The following is a 21,547-nucleotide window of genomic DNA, read 5'->3' as shown; positions in this document are numbered from 1 at the left end:
GAGGAGGCGGAAGACGCGGGAGGAGCGAGGGGCAGCGGCGCGGGAGCGGCGGGAGCCAGGCCGATGGACGTCTCGCGGCGAGGCTCGGCAATCGCGGGGGTGATGAGCGCCACGGGAGAGGCCACGGCGGCGGGCGCCGACGGCGGCGGGGTCAGGTCCAACGCGGGCATGGCCGAGCGCGCGGCCCGCATGGGCGCCATGGACGGCGGCGAGGGAGGCGGCGCGATTTGCGTGGCCGCGGTGGGCACCACCTCCGCCTCGTCCAGCAGCAGCTCCGGCGGCGGCGGCGGCAGCTGCATGGGCTCCTCGGTGCCCTGGGCTACCGGCGGCTCATCCTCCGCGGAGGCGAGCTGCTCGGCGAAGAACTCGCCCACCTCCGTGGAGAACTTGTCCCCCAGTTCCCCGCCCGCCACACGCTCGCCCTGCTCGGTGAGCTTGAGCTGGGCCTCGCGGTCCATGGCGATGTAGTGGAACTTGCGGAGGAAGAAGAAGTAGTTGTCGAACTCGAGCGAGACGGACGGTTCGAGAGCGGCCTTCACATCGGCCAGCTTGTTCGAGCGTCCAAGTCGGCCGTTCTCCCTCAGGTTTCGGAGGATGAACAGCGCCTCGCCACTGACGGCGTCGCGGTTGATGGCGGCCTTCGGCATGGGTGGGGGACTCTACGACGTCCCCCCGCCCCCACTCAACGTGGGACTGCCAGAACCCGGGGGGTGGCTACTTGATGCGCAGGAGCTGCTTCACCGTCTCCAGCACTTCGACGAACTTCACCGGCTTGCGCAGGTAGATGTCGACGCCGAGCTGAAGGGCGCGGTCCTGCGCCTCCTTGCCGCCCGCGGAGATGGCGATGACGGGGATGGCCCGGAGCGCTTCCTCCTCGCGGATGCGCTCCACCAGGGCGAAGCCGTCCATCACCGGCATGTACAGGTCCGTCATGACGAGGCTGAAGCGGCCCTCGCGCAGCATCAGGAGCGCGTGGTGGCCGTCCGGCGCGAAGTGGACCTCCAGGGGCACCTTTCCGTGCAGCTCCCCGCTGGCCAGCTTCTTCAAGACGTAGCTGTACATCTCGATGATGTGCGGGTTGTCCTCGACGATGAGCACGCGGTACCCCTCGTGCTCGCCGGTGGACTCCTGGCTGTCTGGACCTGCCGCACTCAAGATGTCACCCAGTCTCCGCCGGTCTTCTGCGCGCTCCACTCGGACGCCGACACCTCCGGGCTGATCGAAGCTCGCCGGCCTGACCCAGGCCACGATGCCGCTGACTTCTACCGGATCCAGCAGTCCCGGGAAAGAAAGTGCGAGCCGGACATCCTCTCCGAGCGTGAAGGCCTGCTCGGTCTGCACGAACAGCCCCGAATGGGACAGGTTCTCCGTGACGTCACGCGCCTGGCGTCCGTCCGCGTACTCCACCTTCAGCACGGCCGGGATCCGGGGGTGCTGGCGCTTGTTCTCTGGGCCCGGGGTCATGACAAGGGGTTGGAATCGCTCGGCAATTTGCTGATGGCGGCCCAGTGTACCGTCGAGGGTTTATGTTGACAACGCGGCCATGGGGGCAATACGTAGCCCCCCGCCATGGCGGAGCCCCTGTTCACTCCTGAAGAGCAGAAGAAGTTCGACGCGGGTATCGCGGAGATCATCTCCCACTACCCCCCTGAGCGCAAAAGCGCGGGCATGCTCCCGGCGCTGCGCGTGCTCCAGGAGATCAAGGGCTGGTTGCCGCCCGAAGGACTGAGGCTGGTCGCGAAGCAATTGGAAGTCACGCCGGAGCGCGCCTACGAGGTCGCCAGCTTCTACGTGATGTACCACCTGAAGAAGCCGGGCAAGTACGTCATCGACGTCTGCACGAACCTGTCCTGCTCGCTCTGGGGAGCGGAGAAGATGCTCGCCTACCTGGAGGAGAAGCTCGGCCTCAAGGCAGGTGAAGCCAACGAGAAGTTCACCTTGCGCGAGACCGAGTGCCTGGCCTCCTGCGGCACGGCGCCGTGCCTGCAGATCAACGAGGATCATCACGAGAGCCTCACCCGCGCCAAGCTGGACGCCATCCTGGCCAAGCTGAGCTGAGCCCACCCCTTTTACTCAGGTAGGACGTCATCACATGACCGCTACGGCAAAGACGATCGACCCGATCATCTCGGCGGCCTGGGGCAAGCCGCAGTCCTGGACCCTGGACAGCTACAAGAAGCGCGGTGGCTACGAGGGCCTCAAGAAGGCGCTGGAGATGCAGCCGGCGGCCATCATCGACGAGGTGAAGAAGTCCAACCTCCGAGGGCGCGGCGGCGCCGGCTTCCCCACGGGCCTGAAGTGGAGCTTCGTCCCCAAGGACAGCCCCAAGCCCAAGTACCTGGCCGTCAACGGCGACGAGTCCGAGCCGGGCACCTTCAAGGACCGCTACATCCTGGAAGACGACCCGCACATGATGCTGGAGGGCATCGCCATCGCGTCGTACGCGCTGGGCGTGCACACCTGCTACGTGTACCTGCGCGGCGAGTTCAAGTTCCCCGCGGAGCGCTGCCAGGCGGCCATCGACGAGGCCTACAAGGCGGGCATCTTCGGCAAGAAGATGCTGGGCAAGGACTTCGAGCTCAACTGCTACCTGGTCCGTGGCGCCGGCGCGTACATCTGCGGCGAGGAGACGGCCCTCCTGGAGAGCCTGGAAGGCAAGAAGGGCTGGCCGCGCCTCAAGCCCCCCTTCCCCGCGGTGGTCGGCCTGTTCGGCAGCCCCACGGTGGTGAACAACGTGGAGACGCTCGCCAGCGTTCCCCACGTCTTCACGGGCGGCGCGGACTGGTACGCGAAGCTGGGCACGGACAAGTCGGGCGGCACGCGCCTGGTCTGCCTGTCCGGCTCGGTGAACCGCCCCGGCGTCTACGAAGTGTCCATGTTCACCACGCTCGCGGAGCTCATCTACGACGACAAGTTCGGCCGGGGTTTGCCGGCGGGTCGCAAGGTGAAGGCCGTGATTCCGGGCGGGTCCTCGGCGCCGGTGCTGGGCGCGGACGAGCTGGACGTGGCGATGGAGTTCGAGGCCCTCAAGGTCAAGCAGACCATGGCGGGCTCCGGCGGCGTCATCGTCATGGACGACTCCACCTGCATGGTGCGCAGCCTGTGGCGCGTGGCGCGCTTCTACGCGGAAGAGTCCTGCGGCCAGTGCACACCGTGCCGCGAGGGCACGCCGTGGCAGACGCGGCTCCTGCGCAAGATTGAAGAGGGCCGCGGCGAGCCGGGCGACATCGAGATGCTGTCCAACGTGGCGTCCTCGATTGCCCCCTACCCGCCCATCGGCCTGGGCAACACCATCTGCGCGCTGGGTGACGCGGCGGCGCTGCCTACGCACTCGTTCCTGATGCGGTACAGGGATGAGTTCGAGGCCCACATCCGCGAGCACCGCTGCCCGTTCGGCGACAAGCCCTGGGGTTCGTTCGGAGACTGGTCTTGAACATCGAGCTCATCCTCTTCGGGGCGTTCGCGCTCCTGACGCTGCTGTCGGCCGGGACGGTCATCTTCGCGCGGAGCCCCATCAACTCCGCCATGGCCCTGGTCTCCACGTTCTTCTTCCTGGCCGGCCTGTACGTCCTGCTCTGGGCGCACACGGTGGCGGTGCTCCAGGTGATGGTCTACGCGGGCGCCATCATGGTGCTCTTCCTCTTCGTCATCATGTTGCTCAACCTCGGCGAGTCCCCCTCGCGTGGCCGGCCCACGCTGGCGCGAATCGTCGGTGGCGCCGCGACGCTGGGCCTGCTGGCGGTGCTGGGCATCGCCCTGTCGAAGCTGCCGGGCGGGCCGCCGCCGTCCCTGGGCGTGGAGGGGCAGGCGACCTTCGGCACCATGGCGACGATGGGTCAGGTCGTCTTCACCCAGTGGCTCTTGCCCTTCGAAGCGGTGAGCCTGCTGCTGCTGGTGGCCATGGTGGGCGCCGTGGTGGTGGCCAAGTCGCGAATCTGATCGCTGCCGACTCCCTCAAACTTTCTGTGTTAGATGGCGGCGCAGGTCGTCGCCCGCGAGGCCCCGAATCGGCCCATGGTCCCCATCTCCTACTACCTCCTGCTTGCCGCCGCCCTGTTCTGCATGGGCATGTTTGGCGTGATGGTGCGCCGCAACGCGCTGGTCATCTTCATGTGCGTGGAGCTGATGCTCAACGCCGCGAACCTGACGTTCCTCGCGTTCGCCCGAATGCACGGAGACAGCGTTGGCCATGTCTCCGCCTTCTTCGTCATCGCCGTCGCGGCGGCGGAGGCGGCCATTGGCCTCGCCATCGTCATCGCCGTCTTCCGGAGCCGAGGCAGCGTCCTGGTGGAAGACATCCGGACCATGAAGCACTGACGGACCCGCCAGGAGCCCTGTCATGAACCTCTCGCAATTCCTGCAGACGGCGCCCGTCGCTCCCGACGTCCTGGCGCCCTCGCTGTGGCTCATCATCGCCCTGCCGCTGCTCGGCGCGTTCATCTGCGGCGTGTTCGGCAAGATGCTGGGCCGGGCCAACGTGAATCTGGTCGCCTGCTCCGCGGTGGGCGGCGCCTTCGTCCTGAGCGTGCTGGCCTTCTGGGCCACCAGCGACACGGACCCGGAGAGCCGCCGGCTCCTGTCCTTCTTCGTGAACCCGTTCGGCCAGGAGCGCGACTACGTCCGCTACGCCCTGGCGCACGACTACGGCACCTGGTTCGCCGTGGGCAACTTCCGGGTGAACTTCGGGCTGATGGTGGACCACCTGTCGGGCACCCTGCTGCTGGTCATCACCGGCGTCGGGTTCCTCATCCACCTGTACTCCACCAGCTACATGGAGCACGACGAGTCCTACTGGCGGTACTTCGCGTACCTCAACCTGTTCGTCGCGGCGATGCTGACGCTGGTGCTGGCCGACAACCTCGTCCTGCTCTTCGTGGGATGGGAGGGCGTGGGCATGGCCAGCTACCTGCTCATCGGCTTCTGGTACACGGACCCGGCCAAGGCGTGGGCGGGCCGCAAGGCGTTCGTCACCAACCGCATCGGTGACTTCGCGTTCCTCATCGCCACGTTCCTGATGGTGCTGCTGGTGGGCGCATTCACCGAGCAGGCCAACGAGCGCGATTACACGATGGCCGGCAGCAGCAGCCAGCGCTACTCGGCCGCGCTGCAGGAGAAGGGCACCGTCACCTTCCTGGGCCTGCAGAAGATGGCCGAGGCGATTCCCGAGGGCGGCGGCGGCGCGGTCGTGCTGTCCACCCCCATCGCGGCGGGGCCCCTGGAGGGCTACACGTTCGGCGGGGTGATGACGGCGGCGATGCTGCTGTTCCTGCTGGGCGCGGCGGGCAAGAGCGCGCAGCTGCCTCTGTACGTCTGGCTGCCGGACGCGATGGCGGGCCCGACGCCCGTCTCCGCCCTCATCCACGCGGCGACGATGGTCACCGCCGGCGTCTACCTGTTCAGCCGCATGTCAGCGCTGCTGGTGCTCAGCCCCACGGCCATGGCCACGGTGGCCATCATCGGCGCGCTGACCTCGCTGCTCGCGGCGCTCATCGCCTTCGCGCAGGACGACATCAAGAAGGTGCTCGCCTACTCCACGGTGTCCCAGTTGGGCATCATGTTCATGGGCGTGGGCATGGGCGTGTTCTGGGCGGCGGTGCTCCACCTCGTCACCCACGCCTTCTTCAAGGCCTGCCTCTTCCTGGGCGCCGGCAGCGTGATGCACGGCAACGGGGACGAGACGGACATCAAGAAGCTGGGCGGCCTGCGCCACGAGATGAAGTGGACGTGGGGCACCTTCTTCGTCGCCACCCTGGCGATTACCGGCATCATCCCCCTGTCCGGCTTCTTCTCGAAGGACGCCATCTTCCACGGCGTGCACCACAACCACCTGGAAGGGCTGCACTGGGTGTCCAGCGCCGTCTACTACCTGGGCCTGCTCATCGCCGCCTGCACCGCGTTCTACATGACGCGCGTGTACCTGCTGACCTTCGAGGGTCCGCGCTCCAAGGACGCCAAGCTGAAGCACGCGCACGAGAGCGCGTGGCAGATGACGCTGCCGCTGGTGGTGCTCGCGGTGCTCAGCGTGGTGTCCGCCGTGTACGCGTGGCCGCTGATGAAGGCGCCGGGCGACGGTCGGCCCCAGCCGGTGTTCGAGAACTTCCTGAGCCCCGTGTTCGCGTCGATGAACCGCATCGTCGCGACGGGCAAGACGGTGGCGCTGGACACCAGCGTCCCGGCCATGGGCGACTACGTGTTCGCGTGGCTCGTGGCCGTGTCCGGTGGCGCGTTGGCGGGCTTCCTGTACCTGCGCTTCTTCCCGGCGCGCGCGGGCCAGCCGGCTCCGGCCTTCGCCCGGGCGGTGCGCCGCACGGCGCAGAACAAGTTCTACGTGGATGAGCTGTACGAGCTGGCCATCATCCGGCCAGTGAAGTTCATGAGCTTCATCCTCTTCCGCGTGGTGGACGCGCTCCTCATCGACACCGTGGCCGTGCGCGGCACGGCGTGGGTGACGGCGCGAGTGGGCAGCGCGCTGCGCTACGTCCAGTCGGGCGACGCCCAGGCCTACGCCGCAGTGATGGCCCTCGCCCTGCTGGGCGGAGTCGCCTACGCCCTCATCCAGGTGCTGCAATGAGCTTCTTCGACACCCACCTGCTCAACCTCGTCGTCTTCCTGCCCCTCGTCTTCGCGGCGCTGGTGTTGATGCTGCCGGCGGGCGAGGCGGGGCAGATTCGCGCCGTCACGTTCATCGCCATGCTGGTGGACCTCGTGTTCGGCGTGTGGGCGTACATGCGCTTCGAGCCGGGCGGCGCGGAGTTCCAGCTCGAGTACCGGGTGCACTGGTTCAAGGAGTTCGGGCTCAGCTACCACCTGGGCGTGGACGGCCTGGCGGCGAGCCTGCTGCTCCTCACGGTGTTCCTGGGCCCGCTGGTCGTGCTGGCCTCCACCACGTACATCAGCCACCGCATCAAGGAGTTCCACCTGGCGCTGCTGGTGCTCCAGACGACGATGCTGGGCGCGCTGGTGTCGCTGGACGTGCTGCTCTTCTACATCTTCTTCGAGGCCATGCTCATCCCCATGTACCTCCTGGTGGGTGTGTGGGGCGCCGAGGACCGCCAGATGGCGGCGGTGAAGTTCTTCCTCTACACGCTGGTCGGCTCGCTGCTGATGCTGGTGGCGCTCATCGCCGTGTACTTCATCAGCTCCCCCGCGGGCGCGCGCTCGTTCGACTACTCCAGCATGTACAACGGCCTGCTGGACGCGAACCGGCAGCTGTCCGCCTGTACCGCCGGCCCCCCCGGAGCGTGTGACTCGCTCACGGGACTGGCCGCGACGCTGCGCACGTATGGGCCGTGGCTCTTCGGCGCCTTCGCGCTGGCGTTCGCCATCAAGGTGCCCATGTGGCCGGTGCACACGTGGTTGCCTGACGCGCACGTGCAGGCGCCGGTGGCTGGCTCGATGATTCTGGCCGGCGTGATGCTGAAGATGGGCACGTTCGGCTTCTGGCGGTACGCGATTCCGTTCTTCCCGGTGGCCGCGCAGCAGGCCCGTCCCTTCCTGGCGACGCTGGCCGTCATCGGCATCGTCTACGGCGCGCTGATGTGTCTGGCGCAGCGGGACATCAAGAAGCTGATTGCGTACTCGTCCGTGAGCCACCTGGGCTACTGCATGCTGGGCATGCTGGCGGTGACGGCCGAGGGCGCCACGGGCAGCGCGTACCAGATGCTCAACCACGGCATCTCGACGGGCGCGCTGTTCCTCCTGTTCGGCTACCTCTACGAGCGGCGCCACACGCGACTGATGGCGGACTTCGGCGGCATCGCCAAGGTGATGCCGGTGTTCACGGTGGCCTTCGTCATCATCACCTTCTCGTCGGTGGCGGTGCCGGGCACCAACGGCTTCATCGGTGAGTTCCTCGTCCTGCTGGGCACCTTCAAGAGTGACTTGGGCGCCGCCGCTGGCAACCCGCACCTGACGATGGTGTTCGGCGCGTTCGCCACCCTGGGCGTCATCCTGGGCGCCGCGTACATGCTGTGGATGGTGCAGAAGGTGTTCTTCGGGGGCCTCACGCACCGGGAGAACCAGCACCTGACCGACATGAACCTGCGGGAGATGCTGACGGTGCTGCCCTTCATCATCCTCGTCGGGGTGATGGGGCTGATGCCCCAGCCGTTCCTGGACCGCATCGAGCCGTCCACCAGCCGCTTCATCGCTCGCGCTCGCGTGGGCACCCCGGGTGCCACCGTGGAGACGGAGCAGGTGCGCGTGGAGGTGATGGGGCTGCCGGCCCAACCCACCGCGGCCGCTCCGAGCGTCCCCGCCCCGCTCGCCGCCCGAGCCGTCCCCTCGCCTCGGCCGTAAGCCGCCAGAGCCCACGACATGATCCTGCCCAATCTCACCCTGGCAGACTTCCTCCCGCTGATTCCCGCCATCATCCTGGTGGTGGGAGCCTGCATCCTGCTCTTGTCGGAAGTGTTCCTCGGCGCCAACGCGTCGCGCTCCTACCAGGCCGTGCTCACCGTGGTGTCCTCGGTGGCGGCGGGCGCCGTGGCCGTGGCCAACATGTTCGAGCCGGCGCACGAGGTGTTCCTCGGCTTCGGCGTGCTGGACCCCTTCTCCAGCTTCCTCACCTTCGTGGTGTGCGTGGGCCTGGGCCTGGCGGCGCTGAGCTCGGTGAGCTTCCTGCGCAAGCGCGGGGCGGAGCGCGGTGAGTTCTACGCGCTGATGCTCTTCGCCGCGGCGGGCATGAGCCTGCTGGCGCTGTCCAACGAGCTCATCACGCTCTTCGTCAACCTGGAGGTCCTCTCCATCGCGACCTACGCGCTGACGTCGTATCTGCGCCGTGGCACGCGGCCGAGCGAGGCGGGCTTCAAGTACTTCATCCTCGGCGCCTTCTCCTCCGCGGTGCTGCTGTACGGCGCGGCGCTGCTGTACGGCGCCACCGGCTCCACGAAGCTGACGGACATGGTGGGCCCGCTGTCCGGCGCGCTCGCCACCCAGCCGGCGCTGGTCTACGTGGGCCTCATCCTCCTGGGCTCCGGCTTCGCCTTCAAGGTGGCCGCGGTGCCGTTCCACATGTGGACGCCGGACGTGTACGAGGGTGCCCCCACCCCCGTCACCGCGCTGATGAGCGCGGGCGTGAAGGCCGCGGCCTTCGCGGCGCTGGTGCGCGTGTTCCTCACGCTGGGCAAGGGAATCGACCCGCACCTGCCGCTGGTGCTGTTCTCCACCCTCGCCTTCCTCACCATGGTGGTGGGCAACCTGCTGGCGATTCCGCAGCGCAACGTGAAGCGCATGCTGGCGTACTCGTCCATCGCCCACGCCGGCTATCTCCTGGTGGGCGTGGCGGCGCTGTTCGTCACCGCGCCGGGCGAGCAGTTCCGCCTGCTGGGTCCGTCCGAGCTGACGGGTGGCTCGCCGGTGGAGCTGGCGCGCTCACAGGCCTTGCGCGGCATCCTCTTCTACCTGCTCGCCTACACCTTCAGCGCCGTGGGTGCCTTCACCCTGGTGTCCGTGCTGGAGCGCCGCGAGGACGAGGAGAAGGGCACCGCCTGGGACTTGGAGCGATTCAGCGGGCTGGCGCAGCGCCGTCCGGGCTGGGCCGTGGCCATGGCCACCTTCATGCTGTCGCTGGGCGGGATTCCTCCCACCATCGGCTTCATGAGCAAGCTGCTCATCTTCCAGAGCGCGGTGGACTCGGGCCTCATCGGCCTGGCCATCGTCGGCGTGCTCGCCAGCGCGGCGGGTGCCTATTACTACCTGCGCGTGGTGGTCTACATGTTCATGCGGCCCGTTCCCGAGGGCGCGCTGACGCTCGAGCGGAGCTGGTCCACCGAGCTGGCCCTGGTCCTCGCCACCGCCGCCGTGCTGGTGTTCGGAATCCTCCCGGGCCCCATCACCGGGTGGCTGCAACAGGCCAGCAGCATCTTCGGTCAGTAGACGCTCGCGCCCCGTCGTCACCCACGCCCGCCCCGGCCTCGTGCCCGGGCGGGCGTCGTCTTTCCGGCGCTGGCTACGGCTTCGACTCCGGGAGCGCGCCGCGCAGCTCAAAGGTCTCCAGGCTCACGCCGGCGCCCGCGTCCCGCAGGAGCTGCTCCAGGGGCACGTCGTCCGTCACCACCACGGCCACCGACTCCCGGGCCTCTCCCAGCAGCGAGAAGGCGCCCTCCAGCAGCGCTCGCGCGTGGGCCAGTGAGTCCGCGAAGAAGGGATAGAGCACCGCGCCGCCGGAGCGCACGTCCATCATCCCCAGCGTACCCTCCTCGCCGTCCTCGCGCGCCAGCCGAAGCAGTCGGTGCGAAGGCAGCGTCGCGTAGCGCGCCAGCTTGCCCGGCATCATCCCGAAGGCTTGCGTCAGCGGCTCCCAGTCACCTGACTCCACGGGAACCACCATCAAGCCGTGGGGCACGGGCGGCAGCACCGCCACCTGGGCGCGCGTCACCCGGAGGTTGGTGCCCTGGCGCACGAGCTTCATGCCCAGCGAGGTGTACAGCCCCAGCGCCGCGGCGTTGTCCCGCTTCACGTTGAGGGCCCAGCTCTGGCAGCCCTGCTCCCGAAGGCGCTCCGCCACGCGCTGCATCATCCAGCGCCCCAGCCCCTGACGCCGCGCGGAGGGCGCCACCACGAGCTGCCCCACGTAGCCCAGCACGCCCAGCGCGTCTGTCGACGTGTACCCCTCCACCCCACCTGGCCCGTCCACCAGCAGGGTGCGGGGAGAGACTTCCTGCGCCCACATGGTGGCGGAGGGCGGGGGCTCTTCCAGGCCCAGCTCCGCGAACAGCCTCGCGTACGTCGGGTAATCGTCCTCGCGTCCAGGCCTCAGCACCCACGGACACGGCTGCCGTCCCACTCGCACCGCCATCAGGCACTCCTTCCCAGGAGGAGGGAGCGAACACCGACGCGGGCGGATTTCAACGTCCGACGGCACAAAAGAAGGCGGCCCGACACTCCACAGGGGAGGGTCGGGCCGCGGGTCTTCTGAAGGTGACTCACCGGAAGTGCTGAAGGGGTGGGGGGGAACCGCCTTCAGCCTCGCTTCGATGTGTCCCGCGTGGAGCTATAGCAGTCGTCGTGCCAGGAGCTGTTTTGAGACAAACTCCAGTTTTCTCAGGCACTTAGAGGTCCACCCGACAGTGGCCAACCTCGTCGATTGCATTGCAGCCCTGAAATCGCCTTGCAGAACTGAAAATTATCAATGATTTCAGGCGCCTGTGTTTTTCACCGATGAACCCCGTTCATTTCGGATCTGAATCCACGGGTGCGCAAAAGTTACACGTCCAACTCCAGCCTGCTCCCCTACTCCCGGCTCGCCTCCGTGGGCGGGCGGAGGTTGAGGCGCTTCATCTTCCGCCAGAGGGTGGTGGAGGAGACGCCCAGCTCGTCCGCTACACGAGCAAGGTCCACGCCATGGCGCTCCAGGGACTGGGCAATGGCGCGGCGCTCGGCGTCCTCCACCACCTGGGCCAGGGTGGGACCTCCGGCCGTGCCCGCACCGAGCCCCAGTTGTCCATCCAGGGCGCTGAGGCTGGAGGTGCCGTGCGCGGGCGTCAGGCGGGCCTGGCGCAGCGGGAAGTCCTCCGGCATCAGCTCGTCGCTCTCCGCGAGCGCGGCGGCCTGCTCCACCAGGTTCTCCAGCTCGCGCACGTTGCCGGGGAAGTCGTAGTTCATCAGGTGTGTCACGGCGGAGGCGGACAGGCGCCGGGGGTTGGGGCTGCGGGCGTTGGCGCGCTCCAGGAAGTGCTCGGCGAGCACGGGCACGTCATCCAGGCGCTCTCGCAGTGGCGGCACGCGCAGCGTCACCACGTTGAGGCGGTAGTAGAGGTCCTGGCGGAAGCGCTTCTCGCGCACCTCCACTTCGATATCGCGGTTGGTGGCGGCGACGGTGCGCACGTCCACGCGCAGCGCGGTGGACTCGCCCACGCGGCGCACCTCGCCCTCCTGGAGAGCGCGCAAGAGCTTGGACTGGAAGGTGGGGCTCGTCTCCGTCACCTCGTCGATGAAGAGCGTGCCTCCGTCGGCTTCCTCGAAGAGGCCGCGACGCGCCTTCACCGCGCCCGTGAAGGCGCCCTTCGCGTGGCCGAACAGCTCGCTCTCCAGCAGGGACTCGCTGATAGCGGCGCAGTTGACGGGCACGAAGGAGCGGTTCTTGCGACGGCTGTGTGCGTGGAGCGCCCTGGCCACCAGCTCCTTGCCGGTGCCGCTCTCTCCCTGGATGAGCACGGTGGCGTCGCTCTGCGCCACGCGCATCAGCCGCGAGGTGAGGTCCCTCATGGCGGCGCTGCGCCCCACCAGCGCGGACAGGCCATGGCGCTGGTTGAAGTCGGTGGCGAGGTTGTCCACGTCGCGCAGGAGGCGCGCGCGCTCCAGGGCGCGCTCCACGCGGTAGCGCAGCTCGCTCTCCTTGAAGGGCTTGGTGACGTAGTCGTACGCGCCCAGCCGCATCGCCTCCACCGCGCTCTCGATGGAACCGAAGGCCGTCATCATGATGACCTGGAGACGCGGGGCCACTTCGAGCGCGCGCTTGAGCAGCGTCAGCCCGTCCATGGGCTCCATCTTCAAATCGGTCAGCAGCAGGTCCATGCTGCCGCCGGACAGGTGGGCCAGGGCCTCTTCACCCGTGCCTGCCTCGAAGACGGTGTAGTGCTCGGCGCGCAGGAGCAGCGCCGTGGTTGCGCGCATGTTGCGCTGGTCATCCACGACGAGGATGCGTCCACGGGACGGCGGGGTGTTCGCGTCAGTCATGGGAAGGACGGGGGCTGCGAGAGGGGAAGTCTGAAAGTGAAGGTGGTACCGCGACCGGGGACGCTGTCCACGGCGATTTCGCCTCGATGTTCCTCGAGGATACGTTTGACGACAGCCAGGCCCAGGCCCGTGCCCTGCGCCTTGGTGGTGAAGAAGGGCTCGAAGACGCGGTGGAGCAGTTCGGCGGGGATGCCCAGCCCCTGGTCCGCCACGTCGATGCGCAGTTGCTCCCGCCCGCCATGCGCCTCCCTCCGCGCCAGCACCCTCACCCGTCCACCCTGCGGCATCGACTGAATCGCGTTGACGGCCACGTTGACGAGCGCCTGGCGGATGAGCCGGCGGTCCATGGGCACCGGCGGCAGCCCCGCCTCCACCTCCGCGTCAATTTGCACCGGCCGGTCCGAGCCACCGCCCTGCACGCGCGCCGCCTCCAGCGAGTCCTGGAGCACGCGGCCCAGGTCCTCATGCTGGAGCACCGGGTTCCTGGGGCGCGTGTAGTCGAGCAGGTCGCCGACGATGCGGTTGAGCCGGTCGCTCTCCTCGCCCAGGATGTCCAGCAGCATGCCCGCGTCACCGGAGGGCTCCAGCAGCCGGCGCAGCGACGCCACCGCGTTGAAGATGACGCCCAGCGGGTTGCGCACCTCGTGCGCGACAATCGCGGACAGCTCGCCCAGCGCGGCCAGTCGCTCGCGCTTCACCATCTCCGCGCGCGTGGCCGCCAGCTCCGCGTAGCTGGCCCACAGTGACTCATACAGACGCGCGTTGGCGATGGAGAGCGCGAGCTGCCCACATGTGGCTTCCGCCAGTTCGACGAGTTCCGGGCTGAAGCTCCGGCTGCGCCGCGTGTCGTCCACCAGCACCACGCCGATGAGCTCCTCGCGCGAAGTCAGCGGCAACGCCAGGAGCGCCTTCTCCCCGAAGCGCTGGACGAGCTGCGGGTTGAAGCCTCCGCCCGAGGCCTCCACGTCCTCGATGGCCACCGGCTTTCGCTCGCGCGCGGCCCGGGCCGCCACGCTGTCACTGCTCAGCGACAGCTCCACCGTGCGGAAGAAGTCGCGATGGGCCGCGGAGGCCGCCGCGCCCCGGAGCACCTTGGCGCTCTCGTCGTACAGCATGATGTAGCAGTTGGACACGTCCAGCAGGTGGACCAGGAAGTCCGAGGCCACGTCGAGGATGCTGGAGGTCTCCAGCACGCCCGCCGTGGTGCGGGCCAAATCCAGCAGCAGGCGCGTCTCGGCGAGCTGCCGCCCCGACTCCGAGCGCAGCCTGCGCTGCTCCAGCAGCGTCACCAGCAGCTCCGACAACGTGCCGAGCAGCCTCACGTCCCGCGCATCGAAGGGCCGGGCTGGCGCGCGCAATACCTGGAGCACGCCGCAGACCTCTCCGCCGCGAGCCAGTCGCACCGCCGCGCCGCTGCCCAGCGCCCCGCCCGAGACTTCGCGCAGCACCGCCGCCTGGGCCTCCGTGGTGAGGTCTCCATCCAGTGCGTCCGGCACCGTGGCCCCCATCACCGCGCTCAAGCGGTCCACGCTCGCCTTGGAGACGCCGCTCTCCGCCAGCCCGAAGTGGGCGGTCAGCTCCAGCGGCCCCTTCTCGCCTTGCGTCAGGTGGAGCACCGCGGCCTCTGACAGCAGCAGCTCCGACACGCGCGACAGGAAGTCCTCGGGCGTGGGGGGAATCGGCCGAGCCACGAAGCGCGCCATCTCCGCGACGGCCCCCACTTCCCATCGGCTGCGCGTGCCATCCGCCTGCACGCGCGCGTCCGTCAGCGCCGCCCCCACCACCTTGGCGAAGAGCGTCAGCACCGAGCCATGGCGAGGCGCCACCCACGGTCCCTCCACGCGCAGCACCTCCACCTGGGGCCCTCCCACCGGCAGGTACACGTGCGTGGGTTTGGCCCGCTCCGCGCCACCGAAGACGGGGCGCCCGTCCGACAGCGCCTCCAGCCCCAGGTACACGTCCGCGGGCGGAGGCCCACCGTCGAGCGCGTGCAGCCGCATGCCATCCCACCGCAGCAGCCGCACCCGGAAGCCCGCGGCCTCCAGGCCCTTGATGGCGACGCGGCGCACCGCGTCCTCGGAGTGCGCGGACACGAGGCCCGCGGAGGTCTCCACCAGGCGCTCGGCCACGGACAGCTCGGGGGGCCGGTCCATCATCGGCAACAGGTTGAGCAACAGCGCCCGGCCTCCGCCCTCGAGCAGCAGATGGGACGCGTAGAGGGCCACCTCCCGCGCGACGCCGTCCGCCGAGGGCACCTGGTAGAGCTGCGTCGCCGCCTCCATGGGCACACCGGACTCCAGCAGGCGGTAGCGCTCAATCAGCCGGCTGCGGTCCTCCGGCTGGACGAAGTCCATGATGGAGCGCCCCTCGACTCGCTCCTGGGGCAGCCCCAGGAGCGCCAGGTACGCGTCGTTCGCGGCGAACACGCGTCCGTCCACCACCGCGAGCACGGGGTTGGCGAAGGGTTCGATGAAGGCGCGCAGCGACGCCTCGCTGTATTGCTTCGTGCTCATCCGCGACGCAGCACCCGCTTCTCGCCTACCCGGAGCGTCACCTTCTCCCGGTCGAAGTACTCGGACAGAGGGATGACGAACTTGCGGCTCTGTCCCACCAGTTCCTTGAAGGCCTGGGTGCTAATTTCCTTCTTCTCGCGCAGGTGGGCAACCAGCCGTTCCCGCAGGGCCCCCAGCGCCACCGCGTCGAAGCACAGCTCCTCGCTGACCCGCGCCACCCTCCCCTCGGCCATCAACACCTTCAACAGCTCTCGCAGGCGGGGCACCGGGAGCTGGAGCTTCTGGGACAGCTCGGCCTCCGTGGGCGGGGCCAGTCCCGTCGCGGACAGCTCCGCGGCGAGCCGCGCCCGGGCCGCCTCGTCCCCCAGCGACAATGCACGGCCGCGCCCCTTCAGACGCACGAGGTCCCGGTCCACCTCCAGCTTTCCGGTGTCCCCCAGTCCCTGCAACACCCGCTGGAAGGCGCGCGCGTCCAGCTCGGACGACAGGCGCTGACGCAGCTCCTCGCGGGACAGGCCCTCGCGCAAGGGCTCGCGCTCATGGAAGGCGGCCAGCAGTGCGAGCGCCCGTCCCTGCAGCCCCTCGAACACCTCGCCGGACAGGTACAGCCGCCGCTCCCTGTCCAGCAGCAGCGCCGCGCCTCGCGTGCCCAGCAGTTCCAGCGCGCGCGCCAGCACCCGAGGGCCCAGCCCGGAGCGGCCGAACAGCTCCGCCTGCGTCAGCCCGCGATAGCCGGCCTGCCGCAACAGCCACGCCACCTGCCCCGCCGGGTCCGCCTCCCGCAGCGGCGCCACCACCGCCGAGCCGCCCTTGCGACGCCGAGGCGGCGCAATCGACAGCACCCGGCCCCCCGCGAGCGTCGCGCCCCGCCCGGGCAGCGCGCGCGAGCCTCGGAGGATGAAGCGCTGGCCCACGAGCGCCGCCACCGGCGCGTCCAGTCGCAGCTGCGCCAGTGTCGTCCCGCCGGGCTCCAACCGCTCCACGTCCAGCAGCGCCACCGTGGCCTCCACCTGCGAGGTGCCCAGGTGCAGGAGCAGCTTGCGACGGCGCGGCAGCGGCGACTCCGCCGTGGGCAGCAGCGTCAACTCCACGTCCAGCATGCGCGTCTCGGGCAGCTCTCCGGCGCGCGTCAGCACCTGTCCCCGCGAGAGCGACTCCGCCTCCACGCCCGGCAGGTTCACCGCCGCGCGCTGACCGGCCTCCACCTTCTCCACCGCCCGCCCATGCACCTGCACGCCGCGCACCCGCAGCGGGCCCGGCTGCCCGGGGAGCAGCGACACCGCGTCGTCCACCGCCACCGTGCCCGACAACAGCGTGCCCGTCACCACGGTGCCAAAGCCCTTCAACGTGAAGACGCGGTCCACCGGCAGGAAGGTCGGCCCCTCCGAGGGACGCTTCGTCAACGCCCCGGCGGCCCGGCTGAGCGCGGTGCGCAGCGTGTCCAGGCCCTCGCCCGTGCGCGTCGAGCAGGGCACCACCGGCGCGCCCTCCAGGAACGAGCCCGCGGTGAGCGCGGCGAGGTCCGCCTCCACCAGCACGCGCCACTCCGGCCCGGGCTCCGCCAGCAGGTCCGACTTGGTGAGCGCGACGACACCGGCGCGCACGCCCAGGAGCCGGCAGATGTCCAGGTGCTCGCGCGTCTGGGGCATCACGCCCTCGTCGGAGGCCACCACCAGCACGGCCAGGTCCACGCCGCCCGCGCCCGCGGCCATCGCCTTCACGAAGCGCTCGTGGCCGGGCACGTCCACCACGCCCGCCACCGTGCCGTCATCCAGCGTCAGGTGCGCGAAGCCCAGCTCCAGGGTGATGCCCCGGCGCTTCTCTTCCTGGAGCCGGTCCGTGTCGATGCCAGTGAGGGCCTTCACCAGCGACGTCTTGCCGTGGTCGATGTGTCCCGCGGTGCCGACAATCATCGCCCCACCACGGCACCGCTCACGCCCCCGCCTTGTCCGGGTCCTCTTCGAAGCGCGCGTCACCCGCGCCGGGCGCGTAGTCCCACGGGAAGACGACGAGCGCGCCCGTCGTCAGCCCGGCGTAGTCCGGGGCGAAACCCTCCGGCTTCGAGATGAGGCACGCCGTCGACACCTGGGTGGCGCCCGCCTCGCGCGCCAGCGCCGTGGCCAGCGACAGCGTGTCGCCACTGGAGGCCACGTCGTCGACGATGAGCACGCGCTTGCCCTTCAGCTCGCGCGGCATCTCTCCGCTCGTCTTCGGCCCACCCTTCGGGCGCCCTTCGTCACCCCTGTCCCTGCTGCGACGGCTGATGCGCACCGGGAAGAACGCGCAGCCCAGCGCCGAGGACAGCGCGCCGCCGACGAAGACGCCACCGTGGGCCACGCCCACCACCGCCTCCGGCTTGAACGTCTTTCGGATGGCGTCGGCCAGGTGGTGCACGGCGCGGTCGAAATCCGCCCACGTCAGCTCCTTCACGCCCGCGGAGCGCTTGCCCGACTGGTCCTTTCCGGTGGGCTGACGCGGCGCTTCCACCTGCGGCGCCAGCACCAGGTCCGCGGGAATGGAGACGAGCTTCTGCGCCTGCTTGCGCTCCGCGGCGGACAACGACGCGGACGACGGCGCGACACGAGTCTTGGGAGAAGTCTTCTTCGAGGAGGACTTCGCGGTGGGCTTGCGCTTGCCCTGGGCCTTGGGCCCGGGCGATGCCCGCTTGGTGGCCACGGCGGTGAGCTCCGGCTGGGGTGCGGCCCCGTCATACCCCGGGGACCGCGCCCTGGCCACATCCCGCTGAAGCCCGCGCCTCGATACACCCCGACGACACACCGGGGTGACGGCTCAGCCGCTCGCGTCAGGCCGCCAGCTTCTCCTCCACCATGCGGTCCGCCACCTGCTCCGGACGAAGGCTGGACTCCTTCGCGCGCCGCAGCACCGTGTCGATGGTGTCGAAGATGTTGGACGCCCGGGCGTAGGCCTTCTCCCGGTCATACCCCGCCCACTCCTGGGCCACGTTGATGAGGCCCCCGGCGTTGGCCGCGTAGTCCGGCACGTAGAGGATGCCTCGTCCGGCGAGCTGCTCCCCGTGTCGCATGGTGAGCAATTGATTGTTGGCCGCCCCGCACACCGCCTTCACCTTGAGGAGCGGCAGCGTGGCGTCGTTGATGGCACCGCCCAGCGCGCAGGGCGCGAAGACGTCCGCCTCCATGCGGTGCAGCGTGTCCGCGTCCACCGCCGTCGCGCCGTACTCCTTCACCGCGTGCGCCACGCTGGCGGCGTTGATGTCGCTGACCCAGACCTTGGCGCCGCGCTCGTGCAGCTCCTTCACCAGGTACATGCCCACGTGGCCCACGCCCAGCACCGTGACGCGCAGCCCCTTGAGGTCCGGGCGGCCGAAGACGTGCTTCGCCGTGGCCTCCATCGCGCGCGCCACGCCGTACGCCGTCACCGGTGACGGGTCTCCGCTGCGCTCCTTCAGGCCGACGACATGCTTCGTGTGCTTGCGCACGTGCTCCATGTCGTCCGTGCTGGTGCCGCTGTCCTCGGTGGTGATGTAGCGGCCGCCGAGCGACTCCACCGCGCGACCGAAGGACTCGAACAGCTTCGCCCGGTCGAAGTTGCCGCGCGGCAGCATGATGACGGCCTTGCCGCCGCCGTGAGGCAGGCCCGCGAGCGCCGCCTTGTATGTCATGCCGCGCGCCAGCCGGAGCGCGTCCGCGACGGCCTCCTCCTCGCTGGTGTACGTCGCCAACGCGCGCGTCCCACCCAGCCCGGGGCCCAGCCGCGTGTTGTGCATTCCGACGATGGCCCGCAGGCCCGTCCGGGAGTCGCTGAGCAGATGGACGGCTTCGTAGCCGCCCTCGAGCAATTGCGTGAAGTAACTCATGGCGCGCGGCCTCTACCGAGGCCACGCACCCAAGTCAAACCGTGCCGCTCTCCAACATGCCGCGAATGACATCTCCAGGAATGACATAGCGCGTCGTGCAGAATTGGCACGTGGCCTCCGCCTGTCCTTCCTTCTCCAGGAGGTCCTGCAACTCCTCACGACCCATCGCGAGCAGCGCGCGCTTCACGCGGTCCTCGCTGCACGAGCAGCCGAAGCGCAGCGGATAACGAGACATCACCTCGAAGTCCGCTTCCGGCAACAGCGCGCGCAACACCGCGGCCCCACCGGACGCCGCGTGCGTCAGGAGCACCGACGTGGCGTCACGACGCAGCCGCTCACCCAGCGCCTGGAAGGTCTCCAGGTCCGCGCCGGGCAGCGGCTGGAGGAGCAGGCCTGCGACCACGCCCAGCGACTCCGTCTTGCCCTCGACCTGGATGGGGAGCTGCGCCAGCACCAGGCGGGAGGGGAGCTGATCCGACTGATGGAAGTAGCGCTCCAGGTCCTCCGCGAGGTCGAAGCGCTCCAGCTCCACCGACGAGCGGTAGTGCTCACCGCCGCCCAAATCCCGCAGCACGGACAGGAAGCCCTTGTTCCCCAGCACGGGACGCCACTGGTACTGGTCGTCGCCACCCACGTACTCGACGAGGGTGTTCTTCACGTAGCCCCGCACGAGGCCGGACGTGTCGCCGTCCACGAAGAGGCCCCGCAACGGCCCGTCGCACTCCACCTGGAGGTTGACGCGGGACTCGCCCTTCTGGAGCGCGCCCAACAGGGCGGCGGCGGTGAGGGCCTGGGACAGCAGCGCCGCGGCGGCGGGGGCCGTGTGGTGGGTGGCGCGGGCCTGACGGGACAGGTCCGTGGTGAGCGCCAGCACCACGCGCGCATCGGACTTCTTCAGCAATCCACTGACGAGCTCATCGGACATGGCAGAGCGACTTAGCGTGCCCGAGCCGGCCGTGCCCACCCACGTCGGAGGGCGGACGCCCCGTCGCATGCTGGCCCGGCAGCAGGGCCACCCAGGGTGACGCATAAGGCCAGGCTTATGCCTCCGTGCGCGACGGCTGCCATGCGGGGATGCGGAAGAAATCCAGCGTCCTGGCCGGAACGGCTATAAACCGCCCTCCGACAGTCACCCGACTTTGACTTGGGGCGCGGCCACTTGCCCGCGCGCCATCGCTGGAGACCCGATGAGCACCCAGGCCGCCACAGCCGACGCCGTTCCGACGAAGACTCCGCTCCTCAAGTCCCGCCTGGGCTCGTTCCTCGCGGTGGTGCCCCTGACGTTCTGGGTCGTCAACCACCTCTGGGACAACCTCTCCGCGTTCGGCGGGGCGGTCGCGTGGGAGAAGTCCGTCACCACGTACGCCAACCCGTTTTCGATGTACCTCTCCTTCGTCATCGTGCTGCTGCCGCTGCTGTTCCACACCGGCTGGGGCATCGTCCGGCTCCTCAGCTTCCGGCCGAACAACAACCGGTACAACAACTACGGCAACTTCAAGTTCATCCTCCAGCGCGTGAGCGCCCTGGGTGTGCTCGCCTTCCTCGGCGCCCACATCTGGCTGGCCTTCCTCCAGCCCCGGCTCATCGGGGGACACCCGGAGGCGTTCACCGACATCGCCCGGGAGATGCACTTCCACGGCCCCACACTCATCGTCTACCTGCTGGGCACGCTGGGCACCGCGTACCATCTGGCCAACGGCCTCCAGGGCTTCGGCATGGGCTGGGGCCTGTTGGGCAGCGAGCGCGCCATGCGCCGCTTCGAGCCGGTCACCATCATCATCTTCCTGCTGCTGACGGCGATGAGCTGGAGCGCCATCTACGCGCTCTATACCGCGGGCGCCGCCTTCGGCCCCTCGAACCCGTAGCCTCAAAAGGACACGGCGCCCGCCACGAAGCGAGGGCGCCGTACTCCCTTCGCCGCAGCCCTGAAAAGCACACCGGCCGCCCCCGAGACTTCCGGGGAGCGGCCGGTTCGTTTCTGGAGTGCCGCGCGGCTCGCGCGACGCCGCTCAGAACGGGATGTCGTCCTCGCCGTTGCCGCCGCCACCGCCGGAGGAGGGACCGCCCATGCCGTCATCCATGGGAGGCGGCTGGCCGTAGTCGTTGTTGTCCATGCCGCGCGACTGACCGCCACCACCGGACTGCCGGCGCCCACCACCACCGCCACCCGCGCCGTCCCCGGCGTCACGGCCACCCAGGAACGTCACCGCGTTGGCCACGACCTCCGTGGTGTAGTTCTTCCGGTTCTCCTTATCCATCCACTCGCGCGTCTGCAGGCGGCCCTCGACGTAGCACTGCCGTCCCTTCTTCAAGTACTCGCCGCAGAGCTCCGCGAGCTTTCCCCAGACGACGATGCGGTGCCACTCGGTCCGCTCCTGCTTCTGGCCGTTCTTGTCCTGCCAGCTCTCGCTGGTGGCGATGCGGAAGTTCGCGACCGCCTGACCGCCCGGGGTGAACCGCACTTCGGGGTCCGCACCCAGGTTGCCGATGAGGATGACCTTGTTCACGCCTCCTGCCATGA

Annotated in this window: 17 protein-coding genes and 1 pseudogene; 8 read left to right on the top strand and 10 right to left on the bottom strand. The window is 69.2% G+C overall.

Annotated features, from left to right (window positions below; all coding sequences use genetic code 11):
* Positions 1 to 647 (bottom strand): annotated as a pseudogene (locus tag HUW62_RS17775) (serine/threonine protein kinase); the annotation flags it as partial.
* A 67-nt stretch (positions 648 to 714) separates the two neighbouring features.
* Positions 715 to 1,464 (bottom strand): TIGR02266 family protein, encoded by a 750-nt coding sequence (locus HUW62_RS17770; RefSeq protein WP_163866288.1) that lies wholly within the window; start codon positions 1,462 to 1,464, stop codon positions 715 to 717.
* 105 nt (positions 1,465 to 1,569) lie between these two features.
* On the opposite strand from HUW62_RS17770, the gene nuoE reads away from it, so the two are divergent.
* The 7 genes from nuoE (at position 1,570) to HUW62_RS17735 (ending at position 9,876) form a co-directional block, all read left to right on the top strand.
* Complete coding sequence (gene nuoE / locus HUW62_RS17765) at positions 1,570 to 2,058, top strand: NAD(P)H-dependent oxidoreductase subunit E (RefSeq protein ID WP_163866287.1); 489 nt, start codon at positions 1,570 to 1,572, stop codon at positions 2,056 to 2,058.
* 34 nt (positions 2,059 to 2,092) lie between these two features.
* A complete protein-coding gene (gene nuoF / locus HUW62_RS17760) occupies positions 2,093 to 3,433 on the top strand; it encodes an NADH-quinone oxidoreductase subunit NuoF (protein ID WP_163866286.1) in 1,341 nt (446 codons plus the stop codon).
* Positions 3,430 to 3,939, top strand: coding sequence for an NADH-quinone oxidoreductase subunit J (locus HUW62_RS17755; protein WP_163866285.1), 510 nt, complete (start codon positions 3,430 to 3,432; stop codon positions 3,937 to 3,939). The genes nuoF and HUW62_RS17755 overlap by 4 nt, the downstream gene beginning before the upstream one ends.
* A 75-nt stretch (positions 3,940 to 4,014) precedes the next feature.
* The gene (nuoK, locus tag HUW62_RS17750) at positions 4,015 to 4,317 is read left to right on the top strand and encodes an NADH-quinone oxidoreductase subunit NuoK (RefSeq protein ID WP_141643162.1); all 303 of its coding nucleotides are present in this window, start codon (positions 4,015 to 4,017) and stop codon (positions 4,315 to 4,317) included.
* A gap of 22 nt (positions 4,318 to 4,339) precedes the next feature.
* Complete coding sequence (gene nuoL / locus HUW62_RS17745) at positions 4,340 to 6,571, top strand: NADH-quinone oxidoreductase subunit L (RefSeq protein ID WP_176435096.1); 2,232 nt, start codon at positions 4,340 to 4,342, stop codon at positions 6,569 to 6,571.
* Positions 6,568 to 8,298, top strand: a complete 1,731-nt coding sequence (locus HUW62_RS17740; protein WP_176435095.1) for a NuoM family protein — start codon at positions 6,568 to 6,570, stop codon at positions 8,296 to 8,298. The genes nuoL and HUW62_RS17740 overlap by 4 nt, the downstream gene beginning before the upstream one ends.
* 18 nt (positions 8,299 to 8,316) lie before the next feature.
* Positions 8,317 to 9,876: an NADH-quinone oxidoreductase subunit N gene (locus HUW62_RS17735; protein WP_163866282.1), complete on the top strand. Its 1,560-nt coding sequence runs from the start codon at positions 8,317 to 8,319 to the stop codon at positions 9,874 to 9,876.
* A gap of 73 nt (positions 9,877 to 9,949) precedes the next feature.
* Here the strand turns inward: HUW62_RS17735 and HUW62_RS17730 are convergent, their stop codons facing one another.
* The 7 genes from HUW62_RS17730 to HUW62_RS17700 all read right to left on the bottom strand — a co-directional run bounded on the left by HUW62_RS17730 (position 9,950) and on the right by HUW62_RS17700 (position 19,951).
* On the bottom strand, positions 9,950 to 10,798 hold the full coding sequence (locus tag HUW62_RS17730; protein WP_176435094.1) for a GNAT family N-acetyltransferase: 849 nt from the start codon (positions 10,796 to 10,798) through the stop codon (positions 9,950 to 9,952).
* A gap of 434 nt (positions 10,799 to 11,232) precedes the next feature.
* Complete coding sequence (locus HUW62_RS17725; RefSeq protein WP_176435093.1) at positions 11,233 to 12,678, bottom strand: sigma-54 dependent transcriptional regulator; 1,446 nt, start codon at positions 12,676 to 12,678, stop codon at positions 11,233 to 11,235.
* Entirely contained in the window at positions 12,675 to 15,191 is a 2,517-nt protein-coding gene (locus tag HUW62_RS17720; RefSeq protein ID WP_176435092.1) for an ATP-binding protein, read from the bottom strand. The genes HUW62_RS17725 and HUW62_RS17720 overlap by 4 nt, the downstream gene beginning before the upstream one ends.
* Entirely contained in the window at positions 15,188 to 17,104 is a 1,917-nt protein-coding gene (gene selB / locus HUW62_RS17715) for a selenocysteine-specific translation elongation factor (RefSeq protein WP_163866278.1), read from the bottom strand. The genes HUW62_RS17720 and selB overlap by 4 nt, the downstream gene beginning before the upstream one ends.
* A gap of 19 nt (positions 17,105 to 17,123) precedes the next feature.
* A complete protein-coding gene (locus HUW62_RS17710) occupies positions 17,124 to 17,867 on the bottom strand; it encodes a phosphoribosyltransferase (RefSeq protein WP_240356429.1) in 744 nt (247 codons plus the stop codon).
* A 127-nt stretch (positions 17,868 to 17,994) separates the two neighbouring features.
* Positions 17,995 to 19,026, bottom strand: a complete 1,032-nt coding sequence (locus HUW62_RS17705) for a Glu/Leu/Phe/Val dehydrogenase (protein ID WP_163866276.1) — start codon at positions 19,024 to 19,026, stop codon at positions 17,995 to 17,997.
* Positions 19,027 to 19,060: 34 nt separating this feature from the next.
* On the bottom strand, positions 19,061 to 19,951 hold the full coding sequence (locus tag HUW62_RS17700) for an Hsp33 family molecular chaperone HslO (protein WP_163866275.1): 891 nt from the start codon (positions 19,949 to 19,951) through the stop codon (positions 19,061 to 19,063).
* A 262-nt stretch (positions 19,952 to 20,213) separates the two neighbouring features.
* On the opposite strand from HUW62_RS17700, the gene HUW62_RS17695 reads away from it, so the two are divergent.
* A complete protein-coding gene (locus HUW62_RS17695; protein ID WP_163866274.1) occupies positions 20,214 to 20,891 on the top strand; it encodes a succinate dehydrogenase in 678 nt (225 codons plus the stop codon).
* A 144-nt stretch (positions 20,892 to 21,035) separates the two neighbouring features.
* Here HUW62_RS17695 and HUW62_RS17690 read toward each other — a convergent pair whose 3' ends face one another.
* Complete coding sequence (locus HUW62_RS17690) at positions 21,036 to 21,545, bottom strand: single-stranded DNA-binding protein (protein ID WP_163866273.1); 510 nt, start codon at positions 21,543 to 21,545, stop codon at positions 21,036 to 21,038.
* Positions 21,546 to 21,547 lie beyond the last annotated feature (2 nt).

It is taken from the genome of Myxococcus sp. AM011 (assembly GCF_013372595.1).
Lineage (GTDB): Bacteria > Myxococcota > Myxococcia > Myxococcales > Myxococcaceae > Myxococcus > Myxococcus eversor.
This window is presented reverse-complemented; position numbering and strand designations above follow the sequence as displayed.

What these genes read in the sequence shown, in the direction of transcription:
- selB (WP_163866278.1), bottom strand. Translation starts at nt 17,104, where the DNA reads ATGATTGTCGGCACCGCGGGACACATCGACCACGGCAAGACGTCGCTG.
- HUW62_RS17695 (WP_163866274.1), top strand. Translation starts at nt 20,214, where the DNA reads ATGAGCACCCAGGCCGCCACAGCCGACGCCGTTCCGACGAAGACTCCG.
- HUW62_RS17690 (WP_163866273.1), bottom strand. Translation starts at nt 21,545, where the DNA reads ATGGCAGGAGGCGTGAACAAGGTCATCCTCATCGGCAACCTGGGTGCG.
- nuoF (WP_163866286.1), top strand. Translation starts at nt 2,093, where the DNA reads ATGACCGCTACGGCAAAGACGATCGACCCGATCATCTCGGCGGCCTGG.
- HUW62_RS17735 (WP_163866282.1), top strand. Translation starts at nt 8,317, where the DNA reads ATGATCCTGCCCAATCTCACCCTGGCAGACTTCCTCCCGCTGATTCCC.
- HUW62_RS17720 (WP_176435092.1), bottom strand. Translation starts at nt 15,191, where the DNA reads ATGAGCACGAAGCAATACAGCGAGGCGTCGCTGCGCGCCTTCATCGAA.
- HUW62_RS17700 (WP_163866275.1), bottom strand. Translation starts at nt 19,951, where the DNA reads ATGTCCGATGAGCTCGTCAGTGGATTGCTGAAGAAGTCCGATGCGCGC.
- HUW62_RS17740 (WP_176435095.1), top strand. Translation starts at nt 6,568, where the DNA reads ATGAGCTTCTTCGACACCCACCTGCTCAACCTCGTCGTCTTCCTGCCC.
- HUW62_RS17730 (WP_176435094.1), bottom strand. Translation starts at nt 10,798, where the DNA reads ATGGCGGTGCGAGTGGGACGGCAGCCGTGTCCGTGGGTGCTGAGGCCT.
- HUW62_RS17770 (WP_163866288.1), bottom strand. Translation starts at nt 1,464, where the DNA reads ATGACCCCGGGCCCAGAGAACAAGCGCCAGCACCCCCGGATCCCGGCC.
- HUW62_RS17725 (WP_176435093.1), bottom strand. Translation starts at nt 12,678, where the DNA reads ATGACTGACGCGAACACCCCGCCGTCCCGTGGACGCATCCTCGTCGTG.
- nuoE (WP_163866287.1), top strand. Translation starts at nt 1,570, where the DNA reads ATGGCGGAGCCCCTGTTCACTCCTGAAGAGCAGAAGAAGTTCGACGCG.
- nuoK (WP_141643162.1), top strand. Translation starts at nt 4,015, where the DNA reads ATGGTCCCCATCTCCTACTACCTCCTGCTTGCCGCCGCCCTGTTCTGC.
- nuoL (WP_176435096.1), top strand. Translation starts at nt 4,340, where the DNA reads ATGAACCTCTCGCAATTCCTGCAGACGGCGCCCGTCGCTCCCGACGTC.
- HUW62_RS17705 (WP_163866276.1), bottom strand. Translation starts at nt 19,026, where the DNA reads ATGAGTTACTTCACGCAATTGCTCGAGGGCGGCTACGAAGCCGTCCAT.